This window comes from Bradyrhizobium sp. AZCC 1693, from assembly GCF_036924745.1.
In the GTDB taxonomy this organism is placed as follows: domain Bacteria; phylum Pseudomonadota; class Alphaproteobacteria; order Rhizobiales; family Xanthobacteraceae; genus Bradyrhizobium.
The window spans coordinates 6,241,511-6,260,170 of sequence record NZ_JAZHSD010000001.1 but is presented as its reverse complement, the minus strand read 5'-3'; the positions used below and the strand labels follow the sequence as shown (position 1 = coordinate 6,260,170).

Genomic DNA, 18,660 nt, shown 5'->3' with positions numbered 1-18,660 from the left:
CGTCATTTCCCCGTGATGTAGCCGGGGATCGCCAGGCTGCGTTCGAGGAAGCGCATGCCGGTGACGACGATGATGTTGATCGCCAGATACATCACGGTCGCGGCGGTGAAGGCCTCGAATACCTGGAACGAGAATTCCTGCATCGCCCGCGCCTGGCCGGTCAGCTCGATCAGGCCGATGGTGATCGCGACGGAAGTATTCTTCACGGTATTGAGGAATTCGGAGGTAAGCGGCGGCATGATGATGCGGAATGCCATCGGCAGCAGCACGTAGCGATAGCCCTGCCCCGTCGTCAGCCCGAGCGCGGTCGCGGCCTGCCTCTGCCCGCGCGGCAGCGAGGCGATGCCCGCGGCGAGCTGCACGGCGACGCGCGCCGACATGAACAGGCCGACCCCAATCGCCGCCGTCCAGAACGGCGCATTGGGAAGCTGCTTCATCCACAGCCCCGCGGCGGGCGGCAGCAGTTCCGGCAACACGAAGAACCAGAGGAAGAGCTGCACCAGTAGCGGCATGTTGCGGAAGAATTCGACATAGCCGAAGCCGATCCAGGATGCCGTCTTCGACGGCAGCGAGCGCAAGATGCCGACGATCGTGCCGAAGATCAGCGCAATGACCCAGGCAAGCAGCGCCGTCTCGATGGTCAGCACCAGCCCCGACACCAGCATGTCGAGATAATTGCCGGCCCCGGTCGGGTTCGGCTCGAAGAAGATGTGCCAGTTCCAGTTGTAATTCACGCTGCACCCAGCCCAAAAGTGCCGATAAATCTCTTGGTCACTAACGCCTATGTATCACTATCGCTTGTCCGTCACTACGCTTATGCAAAAGTCCGGCTGCAAAAGTCCGGCCATTGTCCGCTTGAAAAATGGCCGGACCAGCTATTGCCCCTCACCCCCCCTGCATAACGGCATCGCCGCTATTGCTGGAGGAGCCGCGCACAGCGCGGCCCCTCACGATAAGGGCCTACCCTTACTTATAGGAATCCGGATCCGGCGAGTCCGACGGCTTGGCGAACTCGTTCTTGAGTTCGGAGCTGATCGGAACGTTGAGATTCAGGTTCTTGGGCGGGATCTTCTGCGTGAACCACTTGTCGTAGATCTTCTGGCCCTCGCCGCCGGTATAGAGCGCCGCGGTCGCCGCATCGACCACCTTCTTGAAGGCCGGATCGTCCTTGCGCAGCATGATGCCGTAGGGCTCCGGCTTGGAGAACGCATCCTTGGAGATGACGTAATCGGCCGGCGCTTTCGAGCCGGCGATCAGGCTCGCCAGCAGGATGTCGTCCATCACGAAGGCCACCGCGCGGTCGGTCTCGACCATCAGGAACGCCTCGGCGTGATCCTTGGCCGGGATGATGTTGATGTTGAGGCTGCGCGCCGCGTTGGCTTCGGTGAGCTGCTTGATATTGGTGGTGCCGGCGGTCGAGACCACCGACTTGCCCTTGAGATCGTCGATCGAATTGATCTTGGCCGCCTTCTTGGTGACGTAGCGGCTCGCGGTCAGGAAGTGGGTGTTGGTGTAGGAAATCTGCTTCTGACGTTCGGTGTTGTTGGTGGTCGAGCCGCATTCGAGATCGATGGTGCCGTTGGCGAGCAACGGGATGCGGGTCGACGACGTCACCGGATTGAGCTTGACCTCGAGCTTGTCGAGCTTGAGCTCCTTCTTCACGGCATCGACGATCTTGTAGCAGATGTCCATGGCGTAGCCGATCGGCTTCTGGCTGTCGTCGAGGTAGGAGAACGGAATGGACGAGTCACGGAAGCCGAGCGTGATGGCGCCGGTCTCCTTGATGTTCTTCAGCGTCCCGGTGAGTTCCTGCGCCATTGCCGGGGCGGTGCACAACGCACCAGCGAACAGGCAGCCGATAATCTGACGGTGTTTCACGTAATTTCTCCTTCAAAAGGTTTCAGATGATTGCTCATCCGCCCTAACTCAGCAACTTGCCGGGCCGTTTGGCCGGCGGTCTCGAACCTGTCTTCGCAAGACCGCCCCCGGCGTGCGCGGCACTATGCCTGCACAATTCGGACCAGAACAGATTTAGCCCCCGTTGACCATCATGCATTCGACCCCTGAATGCGACTAAAGATAAAGGCAACTCCCATTTGTCACCCCCGATCGGGGTCAGCCGCTTCCGGCCCGAAGCCGCCACGGTGCCCTCCGTTAACCAAGCCACGCCGCGGCCGCTCAGCGCCATCCCGCACAATACGTCGGACATGTCGCTTTCGATGACCCGCACCCCGAAAATGGGTGCATTCTCCAGGATGAGATCGACCAGCCGGGCGAAATAGACGCCGGGCGAATACATCAGAAGCGGCACCGGGTGCGACGCCCGTCCCGGCAGCGACGCACCGCCCTTCGCCACCAGCGCTTCGCTGGCATAGGGCCGCAGGAATTCTGTGCCGAGCGTCACACATTCGTAAAGATCCGGATCGAGATGGATCGGCTGCTGCGCGTGATGATAGCAGATCATCAGGTCCACATTGTCTGACACCAGCGAGGTGACGAGATCGTGGATGTTGCCCACCACCACCGAACAGCTCAACCGCCGCTCCTGTGACCAGGCCTGCCACCATTGCGGCAGCCGCGCGGTCGCCATCGCGAACGGCAGGGCGATGCGGATATGTTCGTTGCGGTGAAGCGGCTTGCCGCCAAGCTCAAGACGGCTGTCGAGCATCTGCCGCAGCAACTCGCCGGCATGTTCGCGGAAACGCTCGCCCTGCGGCGTGAGCTGCGTCGGATAGACGCTGCGGTCGATCAGGTCAAAGCCGAGCCAGGCCTCCAGCGACTTGATGCGGCGGCTGAACGCGGCCTGAGACGTGTTTCGTTTCTCGGCCGCGCGCGTAAAATTGCCGGTTTCGGCCACCATCAGAAAATCCTGAAGCCAGCGAAGCTCCATCACACTCCCCGCCTTGCTGCAGGCCGCGAACGCCGCGCGGCCGCAAAGTCCGCCTCGGGCCAGCGCAAGGCCGCGGACGCCAACCGGCGCTGGTTCTCGATACGAAATGTGAAGCCCCATGCCGGGAAACGTAGCGGATCGGCCGAAAGGCTGGCCAATGCAAGCTTTGCATCGCCACCCCCCGCCGTCATCAGCGCGACAATCCCGATCATTCCTCGCATTGTCATATAAGCCGGTCCGCACTCACCCATGAGGTCACGCCTTCATTAGCCTGCCACGCCGCGGGCAGGTTATGCAAATTTTGCATCATGCAGACTTGGCATCAAGGGCCGCGGCCGAGGGCCTTAATCTGGTGCGCGACAACCCTTCGCCCGGTCGGGTTCTCGCGTTTCGATCGGGCGATCACCCAAGACGAGACCCCTGAAATGAAAATCTGTGTACTGGGCGCCGGCGTCATCGGACTGACGACCGCATGGTGCCTTGCCGAGGCCGGGCACGACGTCATCATCGTCGACCGGCATGCTTCCACCGCGCAAGACGCCAGCGCCGCCAATGGCGGCCAGCTCTCTTACGCGTTCGTGGCGCCGCTGGCGTCTCCGGCAACCCTCAGGAAGCTGCCATCGCTGCTGCTGTCGCGGGATTCGCCGATGCGCATCCGCGCCGGCCTCGATCCCGCCCTGATCTCCTGGGGAGCGCGATTCCTGCTCGCCTGCCGGCCGGCAGCGGTGCGCGAGACCGTCGCAGCGCAGTTCGCGCTCGCCGCCTTGAGCCGGAGCGAACTGGTGCGGCTGTCCCAAAGCCTGATGCTTTCGTTCGGGCTGCGAACCGCCGGCAAGCTTGTGGTGTTCCGCAGCAGCAGGGAATTCGACGCGGCGCGGCGCGCGATCACCAGAGAGACCGGCGAGGTCGGCCAGCAGGTGTTGACGCCGGCCGAATGCCTGGCGCTGGAGCCTGCGCTCCAACACGGCATCGGCGAACTCGCGGGCGGCATCTTCACCGCTTCCGAACAGGTCGGAGATTGTGCGGCATTCTGTGCGGGGCTTACGTTCCGCCTGAGACGGCAGCGAAACGTCGAATGGTTGCTCAATACGCCCGTTGTCGGGCCGGTTCGATCCGGCGGCCGGCTTGTCGCCATCGACACCGGAAACGGACATGTGCAGGCAGACCGCTTCGTTCTGTGCATGGGAGCGGCATCGAGCGCATTTGCCAGAGCGTGCGGGTTCTATCTGCCGATCTATCCGCTCAAGGGCTACAGCATCACGCTGACACCGCCGCCCGGTGCGCGCGTCATGAGGCACAGCGTGACGGATATGGAGCGCAAGCTGGTATTCGCGCCGCTCGCGCGCGATGGGCATACGGCGATCAGGGTCGCCGGCATCGCCGATCTCGAAAGCGACGACACAACGGTCGATGCCGGGCGTGTCGATATCCTGCGCCGCGCTTCGGCTGATTTGCTCGGCATCGACGCCGACGGCGACGTCAAGCCGTGGTGCGGGCTTCGTCCCATGACACCGGACAGCCGGCCGATCATCGGCTGGTCGCCACTCGACGGGCTATTCATCAACTCGGGCCACGGCATGCTCGGCTGGACGCTCGCCTGCGGCAGTGCGCGGCTAACAGCCGATATGATCGATCGCAAGCCCGAGGCCAACGAGGCGAGCGCGTTTGCGCTGCGGCGCGCGGCATAAATTCCGTATCTCGGGAGGCCGCGGCAGGCCAATTGTCGCACGTCGCATTTCCGCCCGATTGCGACGGCCTCGGCGGCATTCGCCGCGGTCAATACGCTTTTCTTCTCAGGCGATTTCGGGGAAGATCGATCCCAGAAAAAGAAGATAAGCGCGCCTCCCCGTCAATGAGGCCGCAGGGGAGTGTTCGATATGTCCAGGGCTCGCCGTTTGACGATCGCCGTCGCCGCCGTCGGCATGCTGATTTCAGCAGCCGCCGGCGCGCAGGAATATCCCACCAAGCCGATCACGCTGATCGTCCCGTGGCCGGCAGGCGGCTCGACCGACATCTCGATGCGGGCGATCGCCGAAAGCGCCTCAAAACTGCTCGGACAGCCGATCGCCATCGACAACAAGGCCGGTGGCAGCGGCACCGTCGGCCCTGCCACCATGGCGGCGGCGGCCAGGCCGGACGGCTACACTATCGCGCAGATTCCGATCACCGTGTTCCGCCTGCCGTTAATGCAGGAGGTGTCGTGGAATCCAGACAAGGACTTCACCTATATCGTCCACCTCACCGGCTACACGTTCGGCGTCACCGCCAGCGCCGAGTCGCCATTCAAGACCTGGAAGGATGTGGTCGAATACGCCAAGCAGAACCCCGGCAAGGTGACCTATGCGACGCCAGGCGCCGGCACGTCGCTGCATATCGGCATGGAGCAGATCGCTTCGATGGCCGGCATCAAGCTGACACAGGTGCCTTTCAAGGGCGGCGCGGAAACCAATGCCGCGGTGCTGGGACAGCACACCATGCTGCAGGCGGATTCGACCGGCTGGCGGCCGCTGGTCGACGCCGGCAAGCTGCGGCTGTTGATGGTGTGGACCTCGGCGCGCTCGCCGAACTATCCCGATGTGCCGACGCTCAAGGAGCTCGGTTATCCCATGGTCTATGATTCGCCGTTCGGCATCGCCGGACCGAAGGGCATGGACCCGAAGATCGTCGCCAAGCTGCACGACGCCTTCAAGAAGGCACTGGAAGACCCAGCCGTGATCGCCACGCTCGCCAAATTCGACATGGTGCCGAACTACAAGAACACCGAGGACTACAAGAAGTTCGTCGTCGAAGTGACCGAATCCGAGCGCAAGGTGATCGACAAGCTCGGGCTGGCGAAGAAGACGAACTAGTTTCGGCCGTGTCCCGGACGCGGTGCAGCGTTCTTCACGCTGCTCCGCAGAGCCGGGACCCACTGCATCTGCAAACACTACGCCCGCGAACACATGGACCCCGGCTCTGCAGCGCACCGCTTCGCGCTGCGCCGCGTCCGGGGAACGGCTGAGAAAGATGCAATGACCAACGACACCAACGTCAAATTCCGCCTCAACAATTCCGAACTGTGGGGCGGGCTGGTCGGGCTTGGGCTCGGCGGCTTCGTGATCTGGTCCGGCCTCAAGCTCAAGCTCGGCACCATCAACGATCCCGGCTCCGGCTTCGTGCTGTTCTATACGGGCATCCTGATGTGCCTGTTCGCCGCCTCGATCACCATCGCCGCATTGACCGAGGGCGGGCCGACCTTTGGCTCGCGCTGGGTGGACACGCGCTGGACCAAGCCGCTGCTGGTGATCGTCTGCCTCATCGCTTTTTCCTTCGCGCTCAACCCGCTCGGATTTCTGCTGTCCTCGATCCCGCTGATGTTGCTGCTGTTGCGCGTGGTCGATCCCGTCCGCTGGCCGCTAGCCGTTCCGATTGCCGTGCTGGTTCCGCTCGGGATGTGGTGGGTCCTCAAACGTCTGCTCCTGATCCAGTTGCCCTCCGGCATCTTCGAAATCGGCTGATCGCACCATGGACACACTCATCAATGTCGCCCATGGCTTCGGCGTCGCCCTTCAACCCGTCAATCTGATCTACTGCTTCATCGGCGTGTTCATCGGCACGCTGGTCGGCGTGCTGCCGGGCATCGGCCCGATCTCGGCTATGTCGCTGCTGCTGCCGATCACGCTGTCGGGGACGCCGGAGTCCGGCATCATCATGATGGCCGGCATCTATTACGGCTCGATGTATGGCGGCTCGACCACCTCGATCCTGGTCAACATTCCCGGCGAGGCCGCTTCCGTCGTCACCTGTATCGATGGCCACCAGATGGCCAAGCAGGGCCGCGCGGGACCTGCGCTCGGCATCTCCGCATTCGGCTCGTTCTTCGCCGGTACCTTCGCGCTGATCGCGCTGATGCTGGTGGCGCCAAAGCTCGCCAGCGTCGCGATTGCATTCGGCCCGGCCGAGTATTTCAGCCTGATGGTGCTCGGCCTCGTGGTGCTGACCTTCCTGACGCAGGGCTCGATGGCGAAGGCGCTGTTGATGGCCTGCATCGGCGTCGTGCTCGGCGTGATCGGGCTCGACAGCATCACCGCGCAGCCGCGCCTGACTTTCGGCCGGGTGGAGTTGATCGACGGCATCGGCCTCGTCCCCGTGGTCATGGGCCTGTTCGGAATCGCCGAAGTGCTGCTCAACACCGAGCAGGTCATCAAACGCGACATCATCAACACCAAGATCACGCACCTGCTTCCAAGCAAAGAGGACTGGAAAGCCAGTGCCGGCCCGATGACGCGCGGAACGGTTCTTGGATTTTTCCTCGGCATCCTGCCGGGCGGCGGCGCGGTGATCTCGTCGTTCGCGTCCTATGCGCTGGAGAAGCGGCTGTCCAGGACGCCGGAGCGCTTCGGCAACGGCGCGATCGAGGGCGTGGCGGGACCCGAAGCCGCCAACAATGCCGCAGCGGGCGGCGCCTTCATTCCGCTGATGACACTTGGGATTCCACCAAACGTGGTAATGGCGCTGTTGCTCGGCGCCTTCGTCATTCACGGGCTGCAGCCCGGTCCGCTGATGATCACGCAGAACCCCGGCCTGTTCTGGGGCATCGTCGCCAGCATGTATATCGGCAACCTGATGCTGCTGGTGCTGAACCTGCCGATGATCGGCATGTGGGTGCAGCTCCTCAAATTGCCCTACAACATCCTGTTCCCGCTGATCATCCTGTTCACCATCATCGGCGTCTATTGCTCCAGCAACAACGTGTTCGATGTCTATGTGATGATCGCGTTCGGCATTATCGGCTATTTCATGCGCAAGCTCGGCTACGAGCCGGCGCCGCTGGTGCTGGCCTTCGTGCTCGGGCCAATGCTGGAGAACAACCTGCGCAAGTCGCTGATCCTGTCGCAGGGCGATCTGATGACCTTCGTCGAGCGGCCGATTTCGGCCGCCTGTCTCGCATTGGCGGTCGTGCTGCTGATCGGCCCGCTGCTGCCGGCGCTGCGCAAGAAGCGCGAACTGGTCGCGCTGGACGAAGGAGTGTGAGCCGCAGCTAAAAGGCCCGCTTCTTCTCGCCGAGATCCCAGAACAGCCCCGCCATGATGGCGAGCGCTTCCTCGGTCACGGGCAGAAGAATGTGTTCATCCGGCGCATGCTGCGAGCAGCCGGGATAGGAATGCGGCACCCAGATCGTCGGCAGCCCCAGTCCTTCGGCGAATACGTCGTTGGGCAGCGAGCCGCCGAAATTCGGCAGCATCGCGGGCGCCTTGCCGGTGGTCTTCAGGATCGAGTCCGCCGTCCAGTTCACCCAGGGACTGTCGACATCGGTGCGCGAGGCGGCGAAGCGCTGCGCGCCGCTGACCTCCACCATCGGAAAGCCGTTGGCATGCAAATGCGCGCGCACGGCGTCAGCGACCTCTTCGTACCTGGTGCCGACGACGAAGCGAAGCTGCAGCACGGCATTGGCGCGGCCGGGAATGGCGTTGGCCGGCTTGTCGATATTGCCCGACGACATCGCCAGCACTTCCAGCGTGTTCCAGGCAAACAGCCGTTCTGCCGGCGACAATCCCTCCTCGCCCCAGTCGGGCGCCAGCGCCGGCTCGCCGGCGGTCGGCTCGATCTTCACGTCCGCGAGCGCCGCGCGCACTGCGTTCGAAATCCGCGGCGGCTTGAGCGCGTCGAGCTTCATCCGCCCCTTGCCGTCGACGAGGCTCGCGATGGCGTTGCAAAGGATCGTCGCGGGGTTGGCGAGCACGCCGCCCCAATTGCCCGAATGGTTCCCGCCCTCACGCAGATTGACGTCGAGATGGATGCGGTTGCCGCCGCGGCAGCCGAGGAAAATGGTCGGCCGATCGGCCGAAAGCCGCGGGCCGTCGGAGGCCAGGAACAGATCGGCCTTCAGCTCCTCGCGATGAGCCTCGCACACCTGCCGCAGATCCGGCGAGCCGATCTCCTCGCCGGTCTCGATGATGAATTTGGCGTTGAAGCCGAGCTTGCCGCCGCGGGTCTCGCGCACGGCGCGCAAGGCCGCGAGATTGATGCTGTGCTGGCCCTTGTTGTCGGCGGTGCCGCGGCCATAGACGCGCTCGCCTTTGGTCGTGGTTTTCCAGGGGTCGAGATTGTCGCGCCATTCGCCTTCCATGCCGTCGACGACATCGCCATGGCCATAGGTGAGCACGGTCGGCAGCGAGGCGTCCTCGCGATAATCCGCCAATAGATACGGACCCTTGCCGGTCGGCGATTCGATCAGGCGGGTGGAGAAATCGAGCGCGGCGAAGGCGGGCTGGAGGTCGTCGACGAGATAGGCGCGCAACGCCTCGCCGCTGCCGGGGTTCTGGCTTTCGGTCCGATAACCGACCCTGCGGCCGAGCTCGGCGAGAAACGCACCGGAATTTAGATGCTCACGTACCCGCGCAATCGCGTCGGCTCTATCAGCCATATTTTTCTTTCCCTTGTTCGCTAATGTGTGGAGCGCAACCTATCGGGATAAGCCGCCCGCTGGAAGTGGCATGGGCTACCGAATGAGGCCTTGCTAAAAACAGCGAGGATGCAACAATTTCAGGCAACAGCCCGGCGTTTAACCGGGCGAACGCGCAGGGAACCTGCATGCACCGAGGTTCGCGTCATGACAAAACAAATCCGGCTCAACGCCTTCGCCATGAACTGCGTGGCGCATCAATCGCCGGGGCTCTGGACCCATCCGCGCGACCGCACACTCGGCTACAACCGCCTGCCCTATTGGCTCGATCTGGCAAGGGTGCTGGAGCGCGGCCGCTTCGACGGACTGTTTCTCGCCGACGTGCTCGGCGTCTACGACGTGTTCGGCGATAACCCCGACGCCGCGCTGCGCAATGCCGCGCAGACGCCGGCCAACGAGCCGCTGATGCTGATCCCGGCGATGGCGGCGGTGACGCAAAATCTCGGTTTTGGCGTCACCAGCAATCTCTCCTTCGAGCCGCCCTACCCGTTTGCCCGACGGATGTCGACACTGGATCACCTGACTGAGGGGCGGATCGGCTGGAACGTGGTGACCGGCTATCTCGACAGTGCCGCCCGCGGCGCCGGCAAGGACAAGCAGACCGCGCATGACGACCGCTACGCGATCGCGGATGAATATATGGAGCTGGTCTACAAGCTCTGGGAAGGAAGCTGGGAGGACGACGCCGTGCTGCGCGACCGCTCGCGCGGCATCTTCGCCGATCCTTCCAAGGTGCATCGGATCGAGCATGAGGGAAGCAACTACCGGCTCAGCGCCATTCATCTCAGCGAGCCGTCGCCGCAGCGGACGCCGGTCTTGTATCAGGCCGGCACCTCGCCACGCGGACGGCAATTCGCCGCCCAGCACGCCGAATGCGTGTTCATGTCGGGCCCGTCGGCCAAGATCATCGGGCCACGCGTAGCGGCGATCCGCGCGGCTGCGAAGGAAATCGGGCGCAATCCGGCCGAGATCCTGATGTTCTCGATGATGACGATCATTCTCGGCCGCACCGAGGCCGAGGCGAAAGCGAAATACGCCGACTATCGCCGCCACATCGCGCCCGAGGGCGCGCTGGCCTTGATGTCGGGCTGGATGGGTATCGACTTCTCGGGCTACGACCTCGACCAGCAGGTGCGCCACATTCAGAACGATGCCGGCCGCACCGCGCTCGACAACGTCACCCGTGCCGATCCTGATAGGGTCTGGACCGTGCGCGAGGTTGTCGAGCATGTCGGCATCGGCGGCGCCGGGCCGGTCGTGGTCGGCTCGCCCGAAAAGGTCGCCGACGATATCGAGGCCTGGTTCGAGCAGACCGACGTCGATGGCCTCAACGTCGCATTCGCGACTTCACCCGGCGATTTCGAGGATATCGCCGATATGCTGGTGCCGGAGCTGACGAAGCGCGGACGGTACAAGAGCGAGTACGCGAAAGGAACGTTGCGCGAAAAACTGTTCGGTGCCGGACGGGCGCGGCTGACGACGCAGCATCCGGCGGCGAGGTATCGGCCCCACATGCAGGCGAAGGCGGCTGAGTAGTGCTCTGTCATTCCGGGATGGTCCGAAGGACCAGACCCGGAATCTCGAGATTCCGGGTTCGATGCTTCGCATCGCCCCGGAATGACGGTGTAATCAATTCACCGAATTGCTCACCACCACCTCAACTAGCTTGGCGCCGGGGCGGCTGAAGGCGGATGACAATACGGACTTCAATTGCGAGGGATCGGTGACCCGTGTCGCCTCAAGTCCGAGCGATTTCGCCACGCCCGTAAAATCCACCGGCGGATCGATGAAATCCATGCCGACATAGTGATCGTCGCCGTGGAAGGCGAGCAAGCGCTGCTTGATGATGCGGTAGCCGCCATTGTTGACGATCACGAACGTCAGCGGCAGCTTGTGGTTTGCCGCGGTCCATAGCGACTGGATCGAATACATCGAACTGCCGTCGCCGGAGTAACACACGACCGGCCGCTCGGGGTTGGCGAGGCTGACGCCGACGGACGCCGGCAATCCCCAGCCGATGCCGCCCGAAGCGAGCGCGTGATAGCCGTAGCGATCGCGATGCGGGCGCAGCGCGATCATCTGCCGCGACGAGGTCAGTCCCTCATCGACCAGGATCGCATTCTCGGGCATCGCCTCGACCACCTGCAGCGCCAGCCAATCCGGATCGATCGGCGAAGTGCTGACGTGTTTCGATATCTGTTCGACCAGCGGCCTGCGCCTGGCTGTCCAGTTCTTCGACGCCAGCGCGGCCAGTCCCTGCTTCGCACGCGTTTCGAGCCCACTGCCGCCCGCGGCCTTCAGCGCCGGCACCAGCGCACGCAGGGTTTCCCGCACATCGGCCTTGAGCGCGATCTCGACGCCGTAATTCCTGGCGAGGTCGTGATCGACCAGGCCGACCTGAACGATTGAAAGCCCGTCCGGCAGCGGTTCGATTTCGCTAAACACCGACATCCGCAAGGGATCGCCGCCGAGCGCGATGATGAGATCGTACGGCGACAGCGTATCGCGGGCGATTTTCTGGATGCGCGCCAGCGCGCCCATGAAGCACGGGCTCTCAGAGAGGAAATGCGCGCCATAGGGCGTTGAAGACTGATACGCCGGACAGCCCAGCGTTTCCGCCAATCGAGCCGCCTCCTGCAATGCGTCGCTCTTGACGATCTCGTCGCCGACAATGATGACGGGCCGCTCCGCTTTGAGGATGCGCGCGGTCAGCGCCTGCAACGATTCCTCCGCCGGTTTGACGCGCGTATCGACCCGGGTCGAGCGGCCGAGTTCGATGCCGGCCTCGGCATTGAGGATGTCGCCCGGCAGCGAGATGAATACCGGGCCGGTCGGCGGCGTGGTCGCGATCTTGGCGGCGCGGCGCACGATGCGCGGCAAATCTTCCAGCCGCGTCACCTCGACCGCCCATTTCACCAGCGGCGCCGCCATCTGCACCAGCGGACCGTGGAGCACCGGCTCCGTCAGGCCGTGACCCTGCTCCTGCTGGCCGGCTGTCAGGATCAGCGGCGTCCCCGTAAAGCTCGCGTTATAGAGCGAGCCCATCGCGTTGCCGAGGCCGGGCGCGACGTGCACGTTGCATGCGACGAGCTTGCCCGAGGCGCGGCTAAAACCGTCGGCCATGGCGACGACGAGGCTTTCCTGCATCGCCATCACATAGGTGAGGTCGGGATGGTCCTTCAGCGCGTGCATGATCGGCAGTTCGGTGGTGCCGGGATTGCCGAACAGATGCGTGACGCCTTCGTCTTTCAGCAGTGCCAGAAATGCGGAGCGCCCGGTGATCTTGTTTTTCATGTCCCCTCCTGCCCGCCGGTTCATTGGCCCGCGGGATGGAGGCAGATGATCAAACTTGAAGGACGCGCGCAATGGAGGGAGATCATGGCTGCCCTGCGCGTCCACGCCCGTCTCCCGGACGCCGCTCAGATACGCTTCGGCGGTACACCGCAGGGCCCAGACACAAAATCGCGAAAACAACCCCATGCAAAGTAGAATGGGCGCCGGCCCGCAGCGTTCAGGCCGCTTGCTTCCGGGGCACGAGATAGTCCGTCGTCACGGCCCAACCTGATCTCATCCTGCTCTAGACCATCCCTTCCCGGTCCGCGCGCTTCTTCCTTTTCGAGCGCTGCCAGACCACGCCGGGATATCCCTTCAGCGGCACCAGCGGCTCGCCGGTGTAGGCCCATTCCTGCAATTCCTCGATCGCGATGTGATAGAGCGGTTGCCGCCCGGTGCGGCCCGAAAACAGCGCACGGGGGATATTGACCATGTGCGGCGAGCGCGGGCGCTCGTAGGCGATCGGCGTGCCGCAGTGCGAGCAGAAGCTGCGTACGGTCTTGGTGGCCTCGTCTTCGTAGCGTGCAAGGCTGGTCTTGCCTTTGGTGATACGAAAACGTTTGCGCCAGCTTCCGACATAGGTTGCATAGGCCGCGCCATGCGCGCGGCGGCTCGACGGCGAATGATCGTGCCAGGCCCAGCGCGCCGGCACGTCGATCTCGAAGGCGACTTTGCCGCACAGGCACTGGCCGGCGGCGGGTTTGCCGATCGCGACGGCTTTGGTTTTCTTCTTTTCCGATTCATCTTCCGGAAACATGGTCGGGCCCTTTCGACGATCATGTAGATCCGGATGGAGCGAAGCGAAATCCGGGAACGCCGGTGCTATTGGCCCCGGATTGCGCTTCGCTCCATCCGGGCGACGAAGCGATCACGCCTGCTCCAGCTCGTTATGAACAGGATAATCCGTATAGCCCACCACGTCGCCGCCATAGAACGTCGCGCGGTTGTACGGCGTCAGCGGAAAACCGCGTTGCAGGCGGCGCGGCAGGTCCGGGTTGGAAATGAAGATGCGGCCGAACGCGACCGCGTCGGCGTGCCCTTCGCGGATCGCCGCATCCGCGGTGTCGCCGGTGAAGCCGCCGGCGGTGATCAGCACGCCCTTCCAGATCGGGCGGAACAGCACCATCGCCGAGGGCACGTTCTGATGGTTGACCTCGGCGCGGCCGGCGCCGGAGGAGCGCGGCTCGATGAAATGCAAATAGGCGAGGCCAAGCGGACTGAGCTGTTCAACAGCATATGTGTAGAGCGGCATCGGGTCCGGCTCGCCGCTGCCATTGGCGACGCCATAGGGCGACAGCCGCACGCCGACGCGGTCGGCGCCCCACACGTCCACCACCGCCTGCGTCACTTCCATCAGGAAGCGCGTGCGGTTCGGAATCGAGCCGCCATATTGGTCGGTGCGCAAGTTGGTGTGCGACTGCAGGAATTGCTCGATCAAATAGCCGTTGGCGCCGTGCACCTCGACGCCGTCGAAGCCGGCTGCCAGCGCATTCTTCGCCGCCTGACGATAGGCGTCGACCACCAAAGGGATTTCCGATGTCTCGAGCGCGCGCGGCGTCTCGTAGGGCACCGCCTTGCCGTCCGCGGTCCCTGTTCTCAGGTCCGCAATCGGCACCGCCGACGGCGCGACCGGCAACACCCCGCCCGGCTGGAACGAGGAATGCGAGACGCGTCCGACATGCCAGAGCTGCAGAAAAATAATTCCGCCCCTGGCGTGAACGGCATCGACGACCTCGCGCCAGCCCGCGATCTGCTGTTCGGTATAGATGCCGGGCACGCCGGGGCTACCGAAGCCCGTTTCCGTCACCGGCGAGGCTTCGGCGATGAGCAACCCGCCCGGCGTCGCGCGCTGCGCATAATACTCGGCGTTGAGCGGCCGCGGCGCGAGCGAAGGTTTTGCCGCCCGCATCCGCGTCAACGGCGCCAACGCGAGACGATGCTTGAGCTGGTAGGGGCCGACCTTGAGCGGCGAAAACAACGATGGATAATTCATGTCTGTTCCAGAACCCCGTGTTGATGCGGATATGTAACCGCTTCAGCTTGTTCGTAAAAGGTTTGGGACGCAACGTGTAGCCTCGAAGCGAGTGAGCACATCTTCCATGCAGAAACCGAACGGCAAGCCCCATCCTTCGCTCAGCCATTGCGATCCGATATCGGCCGGGCGGAAAAACGCGCGGGCTGATAACAAGCGGAAAGTATGCGATAACCGGACCCGCTGAGGTCGCGCCTCCCCTAGCAGTCCAGGAAACTTTGCATGACCCATCCCGCCATGTCGCCGAACAATGTTGCCGTGATCACCGGAGGCGCGTCCGGCATCGGGCTTGCCGCCGCCAGACGTTTCGCCGGCCTCGGCATGAAGGTCTGCATCGCGGATATCGAAGCTGACCGGCTCACCGAGGCGGCCGCCCAACTGGCATCCGTCGCGAAGGGCGGCGCTGCCGATATCATGACTGCGTCCGTCGACGTCAGCCGCTTCGACGACCTGGCCAACCTGGAAACCGCGGTGCGGAAGCGGTTCGGCGGCACCGATATCCTGATGAACAATGCCGGCATCGGCCCCGACAGCAACAGTTTTGGTCCGCTGGAGAACTGGCAGCGCATTCTCGCGGTTAATTTGTGGGGTGTCGTTCACGGCACGCAGGCGTTTGCACCTCACATGGTTGAACGCGGGCGGCCCGGTCTCATCGTCAATACCGGCTCCAAGCAGGGCATCACGACGCCGCCCGGCAATCCCGCCTACAACGTCTCGAAGGCCGGCGTGAAAGCGCAGACGGAGGCGCTGCAGCACGAGTTGCGCAACATACCGGGCTGCAAAATCAGCGCGCATCTGATGATCCCCGGTCACGTCTTCACGCCGCTAACCGCGCGCGGCCGCACCGAGAAGCCGCCGGGCGCCTGGACGGCCGAGCAGACCGTCGACTTCATGATCGCGCGCCTCGCCGCCGGCGATTTCTACATCCTGTGCCCCGACAATGACGTGCCCCGGCCGCTCGACGAACGGCGCATGCTGTGGGCCGCCGGCGATATCGTGGAAAATCGCCCCGCGCTGTCGCGCTGGCACCCGGATTATGCGGAAGCGTTTGCGCGGTTTGTGAAGGGCGAATGAGCGGGCGAGGTATCCCTCTCCCCTTGTGGGAGAGGGTGGATCAATCGTGCGAAGCACGATTGAGACGGGTGAGGGGTTGTCTCCGCACACACAGACCCATCACGCGGAGAGAACCCCTCATCCGGCGCTTCGCGCCACCTTCTCCCACAAGGGGAGAAGGAAGAAGACGTCACGCGTCGAAAGCAGCCGACCGTATCCGACGCCTACAGCGTCACCTGCTTGTCGCCGCATTGCTTGCAGACGTATTTGACGCGGGTGGCACCTTTTTCCGCCTGGACGCGGTTCGGCGCGCCGCATTTGCCGCAGACCGCCTCGATCCTGGTGTTGCCCTGCTTGACGACGAGGGCCTTCTTTTCCATCGTCTCGCGGATCAGGCGCTCGGCCTCCTCGCGCATCGCTTGCTTCGACATCGGCCTGTCCCGTCATGAACCGTTACGGCGGCGGTCTTATCACAGTCACGATGCATTTCGTAAGTCGGGCGTGAAAATTTGCGTGATGGGATGTCAGATGGTCTCCGGCGTCAGCGCCAGCAGGCGCCGCACCAGCGCCAGCGCCGTTTCCGTGGCCGGATCGGCCGAAATCACGGGAACCGCAAGCGCGATGATGTCGATCGGATCGTGCGACAGGACGATGAGATGTGTGGCGCTGCTGGCCGCCAGCAGCGACACGACGCGTTCGACGGCGGGATCGGACAATGAAAGGCCCCACGGCGCGTCGGGGCGGCGCAATACCCGCCGGGTGGAGAGAAAATCGCGCAGCAGCGCGGGATCATAGGCCCTGAGTTCGCTCTCGCGATAGCGACGGGCGCTCTCGAAGATCGGGTGACGCGCGAGTTCCGCGATCAGCGCGTCACGGGTTCTGGCCGGAGACGCCGCGACGGAATTGAGAACGCCGGGCACCTGCGATTCGAAGTGCGCGCGCAGCGCGTCCACCATCAAGCCGATGGTGAGAACGCCGGCGATCGCAATCGCGCTAAATCGCATGATCTGCGCCGCATCGACATCCGGCGCGACGAACGCCGCGGCAATACCGAGAAGCGCCGAACTCGAGAGCCGCAGCGCCGTCATCAGAAGCGCCTGACGCTGCGTCTCCGCGCCGCGTTCCGCGATCAGGATCGCGGTGACGACAAGCAATGCCCCCAGTGCCCCGAGCCTGACCGGAATATCCGGCATCAGCACCCTGAAATCGGTGACGATGAAGGGAATTACGAGGACGGCGCCGACGGCGAGGCGACCGATGCTGCGATTCTCGGACGCCATCAGCGTGGTCCGGTCGCGCACAGCCAGCAGCCAGGCACAGATCGCAAAGCCGCCAAGCTGGAACAAGGCGAGCAGGACGGCAAAGGGCGCGGCAAAACGCTCCGATCCGACAGCGCCGGCGAGAGCGAGCACGATGCCGCCGGTCAGAATGACGATCTTGGCCGGGCGCGGGGCATGACGCCGCAAGATCCCTTCAGTGACGATCAAGGCGCCGAGCGGGATCAGCGCGGCGGGGATCATCGACAGGTTGTCGAGCATCCCGCTGCCGCTCCACCACGCCGTTCCACGCACCAGGAACAACAACGCGATGATGCCAAGCGCCACCAAAAGGCGCCGGGTCAACGGGCTCCGGGGATCACGCCGGTAGAGCGTGGCCATGGCGACGCCAAGGCCTATCGCGCCGCACAGGTTGACGATGGAATCGGCGATCATCTCCGGCGTCATGGGCCGTTCCCATTTCCCGGCGTCCGCGGCCGCAAGATGCCGAAGGGCCGCGTATCGTCCATCCAGTGAACGGCGGGGAGCACCAGCCGCTGCAGGGCCAGCGCGGTGCCGGTGCCGAGCAGCGCCGGTAGCGAACCGGAGGGCACTTCGCTCAGGAGATAGCGGCGCGCGCCCGCGAGATCGATGCGGCCGAGCTGCAGGACGTCGTCGCCCCTGGCGTAGTCCAGCTCGCGCGCGCAAAACGCGTTATACTGCTCGTCGCGGTGTTTTGGCGCGGCTTCGAAGGTTTTCTTGAGCGCGTCCGATCCGCCGGTATAGGCATTGGTGATGACGAATCTGGCTTCATCGAAGCCGGCTTCCTCACCCACGCCGAACAAGGCGCGATGACGGGACATGATGCCGCGCGCCAGTTGCAGATGCGCAAAACTCTGGCGGGCGTCCGGATGCGGCGACGGAAAGACATCCGAAAAGGTCTGGCTGACCATGCCGACGACTGACGGCACCTGGGTGACGTTCGAAATCCATTTCGGCCGCATCCCGTCACGGACAAAAAGAACCAGCGCCGTCAGTCCATAGAGCACCCAGGACAGCCCTCGCCCGCGCTCGTCAGGATCGACCATGACGAGACCGAGATGGGTGACCTCCGCAGGTTCGCCATCGAGTTCGACCTCCATCACCGACAGCGCATTGAAGGCGATCGGCCGCCCGGTCGCTTCCTCGCAGATCAGCGTGACGATCGCGCGCGCCAGCCGTTCGCGGTCGCCGGAGAAAATGCCGTAGGTGAGGCTTTCTTCAGGCAGCGTTTTGGCGGCCACGACACGCAACCGCGATACCAATTCGCCGAGTTCGGCTTCGGAAAGCGACAGGCCGGGGGTTTCGACAATGCGCGTGATCAGCCCGGCATGGGTGCGAATGGTGAGATCGATGGTCGGCTGGCGCAGCGCCTTCAGCCAGAACACGCCATAGCCGCCCAATCGTCCGGCCGCGGAGCGAACCTGGCCCAAAGCACGACGGATCGCCGAATTGCCGCTCGAGATAAACGCCATGCCACTTGCCCGCACTCGCTCCGGATTTGTGCGCCGGGCCCGTTAAGGAGCCATGAGTGCGACACGTTACGGTGGCAGGAGGGTAAACGATGTGTTGGTGAGGTCAAACATTCTGCAAGGCAGGCAAACGGCGAATG

At 63.8% G+C, this 18,660-nt stretch carries 16 protein-coding genes; 6 read left to right on the top strand and 10 right to left on the bottom strand.

Annotated elements, in window-relative coordinates; translation table 11 throughout:
• Positions 1-2 precede the first annotated feature (2 nt).
• The 3 genes from V1293_RS29680 to V1293_RS29670 all read right to left on the bottom strand — a co-directional run bounded on the left by V1293_RS29680 (position 3) and on the right by V1293_RS29670 (position 2,860).
• On the bottom strand, positions 3-734 hold the full coding sequence (locus V1293_RS29680) for an amino acid ABC transporter permease (RefSeq protein WP_334514501.1): 732 nt from the start codon (positions 732-734) through the stop codon (positions 3-5).
• Positions 735-966: 232 nt separating this feature from the next.
• A complete protein-coding gene (locus V1293_RS29675) occupies positions 967-1,818 on the bottom strand; it encodes an amino acid ABC transporter substrate-binding protein (RefSeq protein ID WP_334516967.1) in 852 nt (283 codons plus the stop codon).
• A 103-nt stretch (positions 1,819-1,921) separates the two neighbouring features.
• Positions 1,922-2,860 carry a LysR family transcriptional regulator gene (locus tag V1293_RS29670; protein WP_442894381.1) on the bottom strand — a complete coding sequence of 313 codons (939 nt, stop codon included), beginning with the start codon at positions 2,858-2,860 and terminating at the stop codon, positions 1,922-1,924.
• 455 nt (positions 2,861-3,315) lie between these two features.
• Between V1293_RS29670 and V1293_RS29665 the strand changes: the two genes are divergently transcribed.
• The 4 genes from V1293_RS29665 (at position 3,316) to V1293_RS29650 (ending at position 7,903) form a co-directional block, all read left to right on the top strand.
• Positions 3,316-4,578, top strand: a complete 1,263-nt coding sequence (locus V1293_RS29665; RefSeq protein ID WP_334514497.1) for a D-amino acid dehydrogenase — start codon at positions 3,316-3,318, stop codon at positions 4,576-4,578.
• A gap of 189 nt (positions 4,579-4,767) precedes the next feature.
• The gene (locus V1293_RS29660) at positions 4,768-5,739 is read left to right on the top strand and encodes a Bug family tripartite tricarboxylate transporter substrate binding protein (protein WP_334514495.1); all 972 of its coding nucleotides are present in this window, start codon (positions 4,768-4,770) and stop codon (positions 5,737-5,739) included.
• A gap of 162 nt (positions 5,740-5,901) precedes the next feature.
• Positions 5,902-6,387, top strand: coding sequence for a tripartite tricarboxylate transporter TctB family protein (locus V1293_RS29655; protein WP_334514493.1), 486 nt, complete (start codon positions 5,902-5,904; stop codon positions 6,385-6,387).
• A 7-nt stretch (positions 6,388-6,394) separates the two neighbouring features.
• Positions 6,395-7,903 carry a tripartite tricarboxylate transporter permease gene (locus V1293_RS29650; protein WP_334514492.1) on the top strand — a complete coding sequence of 503 codons (1,509 nt, stop codon included), beginning with the start codon at positions 6,395-6,397 and terminating at the stop codon, positions 7,901-7,903.
• 7 nt (positions 7,904-7,910) lie between these two features.
• On the opposite strand, the gene V1293_RS29645 is transcribed toward V1293_RS29650, so the two are convergent.
• Complete coding sequence (locus tag V1293_RS29645) at positions 7,911-9,296, bottom strand: M20 family metallopeptidase (RefSeq protein ID WP_334514490.1); 1,386 nt, start codon at positions 9,294-9,296, stop codon at positions 7,911-7,913.
• A 186-nt stretch (positions 9,297-9,482) separates the two neighbouring features.
• On the opposite strand from V1293_RS29645, the gene V1293_RS29640 reads away from it, so the two are divergent.
• Positions 9,483-10,871 (top strand): LLM class flavin-dependent oxidoreductase, encoded by a 1,389-nt coding sequence (locus V1293_RS29640; RefSeq protein ID WP_334514488.1) that lies wholly within the window; start codon positions 9,483-9,485, stop codon positions 10,869-10,871.
• A 93-nt stretch (positions 10,872-10,964) separates the two neighbouring features.
• On the opposite strand, the gene V1293_RS29635 is transcribed toward V1293_RS29640, so the two are convergent.
• The 3 genes from V1293_RS29635 to V1293_RS29625 form a co-directional block, all read right to left on the bottom strand.
• A complete protein-coding gene (locus tag V1293_RS29635) occupies positions 10,965-12,629 on the bottom strand; it encodes a thiamine pyrophosphate-binding protein (protein ID WP_334514486.1) in 1,665 nt (554 codons plus the stop codon).
• A gap of 283 nt (positions 12,630-12,912) precedes the next feature.
• Positions 12,913-13,425 (bottom strand): GFA family protein, encoded by a 513-nt coding sequence (locus V1293_RS29630; protein WP_334514485.1) that lies wholly within the window; start codon positions 13,423-13,425, stop codon positions 12,913-12,915.
• A 111-nt stretch (positions 13,426-13,536) separates the two neighbouring features.
• Complete coding sequence (locus tag V1293_RS29625) at positions 13,537-14,661, bottom strand: alkene reductase (RefSeq protein ID WP_334514483.1); 1,125 nt, start codon at positions 14,659-14,661, stop codon at positions 13,537-13,539.
• Between the two features lie 261 nt (positions 14,662-14,922).
• On the opposite strand from V1293_RS29625, the gene V1293_RS29620 reads away from it, so the two are divergent.
• A complete protein-coding gene (locus tag V1293_RS29620; protein WP_334514481.1) occupies positions 14,923-15,774 on the top strand; it encodes an SDR family NAD(P)-dependent oxidoreductase in 852 nt (283 codons plus the stop codon).
• 203 nt (positions 15,775-15,977) lie between these two features.
• Here the strand turns inward: V1293_RS29620 and V1293_RS29615 are convergent, their stop codons facing one another.
• The 3 genes from V1293_RS29615 to V1293_RS29605 all read right to left on the bottom strand — a co-directional run bounded on the left by V1293_RS29615 (position 15,978) and on the right by V1293_RS29605 (position 18,523).
• Positions 15,978-16,184, bottom strand: a complete 207-nt coding sequence (locus tag V1293_RS29615) for a hypothetical protein (protein ID WP_108519872.1) — start codon at positions 16,182-16,184, stop codon at positions 15,978-15,980.
• Between the two features lie 93 nt (positions 16,185-16,277).
• Entirely contained in the window at positions 16,278-17,477 is a 1,200-nt protein-coding gene (locus V1293_RS29610) for a hypothetical protein (RefSeq protein ID WP_334514479.1), read from the bottom strand.
• A complete protein-coding gene (locus V1293_RS29605) occupies positions 17,474-18,523 on the bottom strand; it encodes a hypothetical protein (RefSeq protein WP_334514477.1) in 1,050 nt (349 codons plus the stop codon). The genes V1293_RS29610 and V1293_RS29605 overlap by 4 nt, the downstream gene beginning before the upstream one ends.
• Positions 18,524-18,660 lie beyond the last annotated feature (137 nt).

Excerpts from the sequence above, each read along its gene's own strand:
- V1293_RS29675 (WP_334516967.1), bottom strand. The coding sequence starts at position 1,818 with ATGGCGCAGGAACTCACCGGGACGCTGAAGAACATCAAGGAGACCGGC.
- V1293_RS29615 (WP_108519872.1), bottom strand. The coding sequence starts at position 16,184 with ATGTCGAAGCAAGCGATGCGCGAGGAGGCCGAGCGCCTGATCCGCGAG.
- V1293_RS29670 (WP_442894381.1), bottom strand. The coding sequence starts at position 2,860 with ATGGTGGCCGAAACCGGCAATTTTACGCGCGCGGCCGAGAAACGAAAC.
- V1293_RS29655 (WP_334514493.1), top strand. The coding sequence starts at position 5,902 with ATGACCAACGACACCAACGTCAAATTCCGCCTCAACAATTCCGAACTG.
- V1293_RS29635 (WP_334514486.1), bottom strand. The coding sequence starts at position 12,629 with ATGAAAAACAAGATCACCGGGCGCTCCGCATTTCTGGCACTGCTGAAA.
- V1293_RS29640 (WP_334514488.1), top strand. The coding sequence starts at position 9,483 with ATGACAAAACAAATCCGGCTCAACGCCTTCGCCATGAACTGCGTGGCG.
- V1293_RS29665 (WP_334514497.1), top strand. The coding sequence starts at position 3,316 with ATGAAAATCTGTGTACTGGGCGCCGGCGTCATCGGACTGACGACCGCA.
- V1293_RS29625 (WP_334514483.1), bottom strand. The coding sequence starts at position 14,661 with ATGAATTATCCATCGTTGTTTTCGCCGCTCAAGGTCGGCCCCTACCAG.
- V1293_RS29610 (WP_334514479.1), bottom strand. The coding sequence starts at position 17,477 with ATGACGCCGGAGATGATCGCCGATTCCATCGTCAACCTGTGCGGCGCG.
- V1293_RS29650 (WP_334514492.1), top strand. The coding sequence starts at position 6,395 with ATGGACACACTCATCAATGTCGCCCATGGCTTCGGCGTCGCCCTTCAA.
- V1293_RS29630 (WP_334514485.1), bottom strand. The coding sequence starts at position 13,425 with ATGTTTCCGGAAGATGAATCGGAAAAGAAGAAAACCAAAGCCGTCGCG.
- V1293_RS29605 (WP_334514477.1), bottom strand. The coding sequence starts at position 18,523 with ATGGCGTTTATCTCGAGCGGCAATTCGGCGATCCGTCGTGCTTTGGGC.
- V1293_RS29660 (WP_334514495.1), top strand. The coding sequence starts at position 4,768 with ATGTCCAGGGCTCGCCGTTTGACGATCGCCGTCGCCGCCGTCGGCATG.
- V1293_RS29620 (WP_334514481.1), top strand. The coding sequence starts at position 14,923 with ATGACCCATCCCGCCATGTCGCCGAACAATGTTGCCGTGATCACCGGA.
- V1293_RS29645 (WP_334514490.1), bottom strand. The coding sequence starts at position 9,296 with ATGGCTGATAGAGCCGACGCGATTGCGCGGGTACGTGAGCATCTAAAT.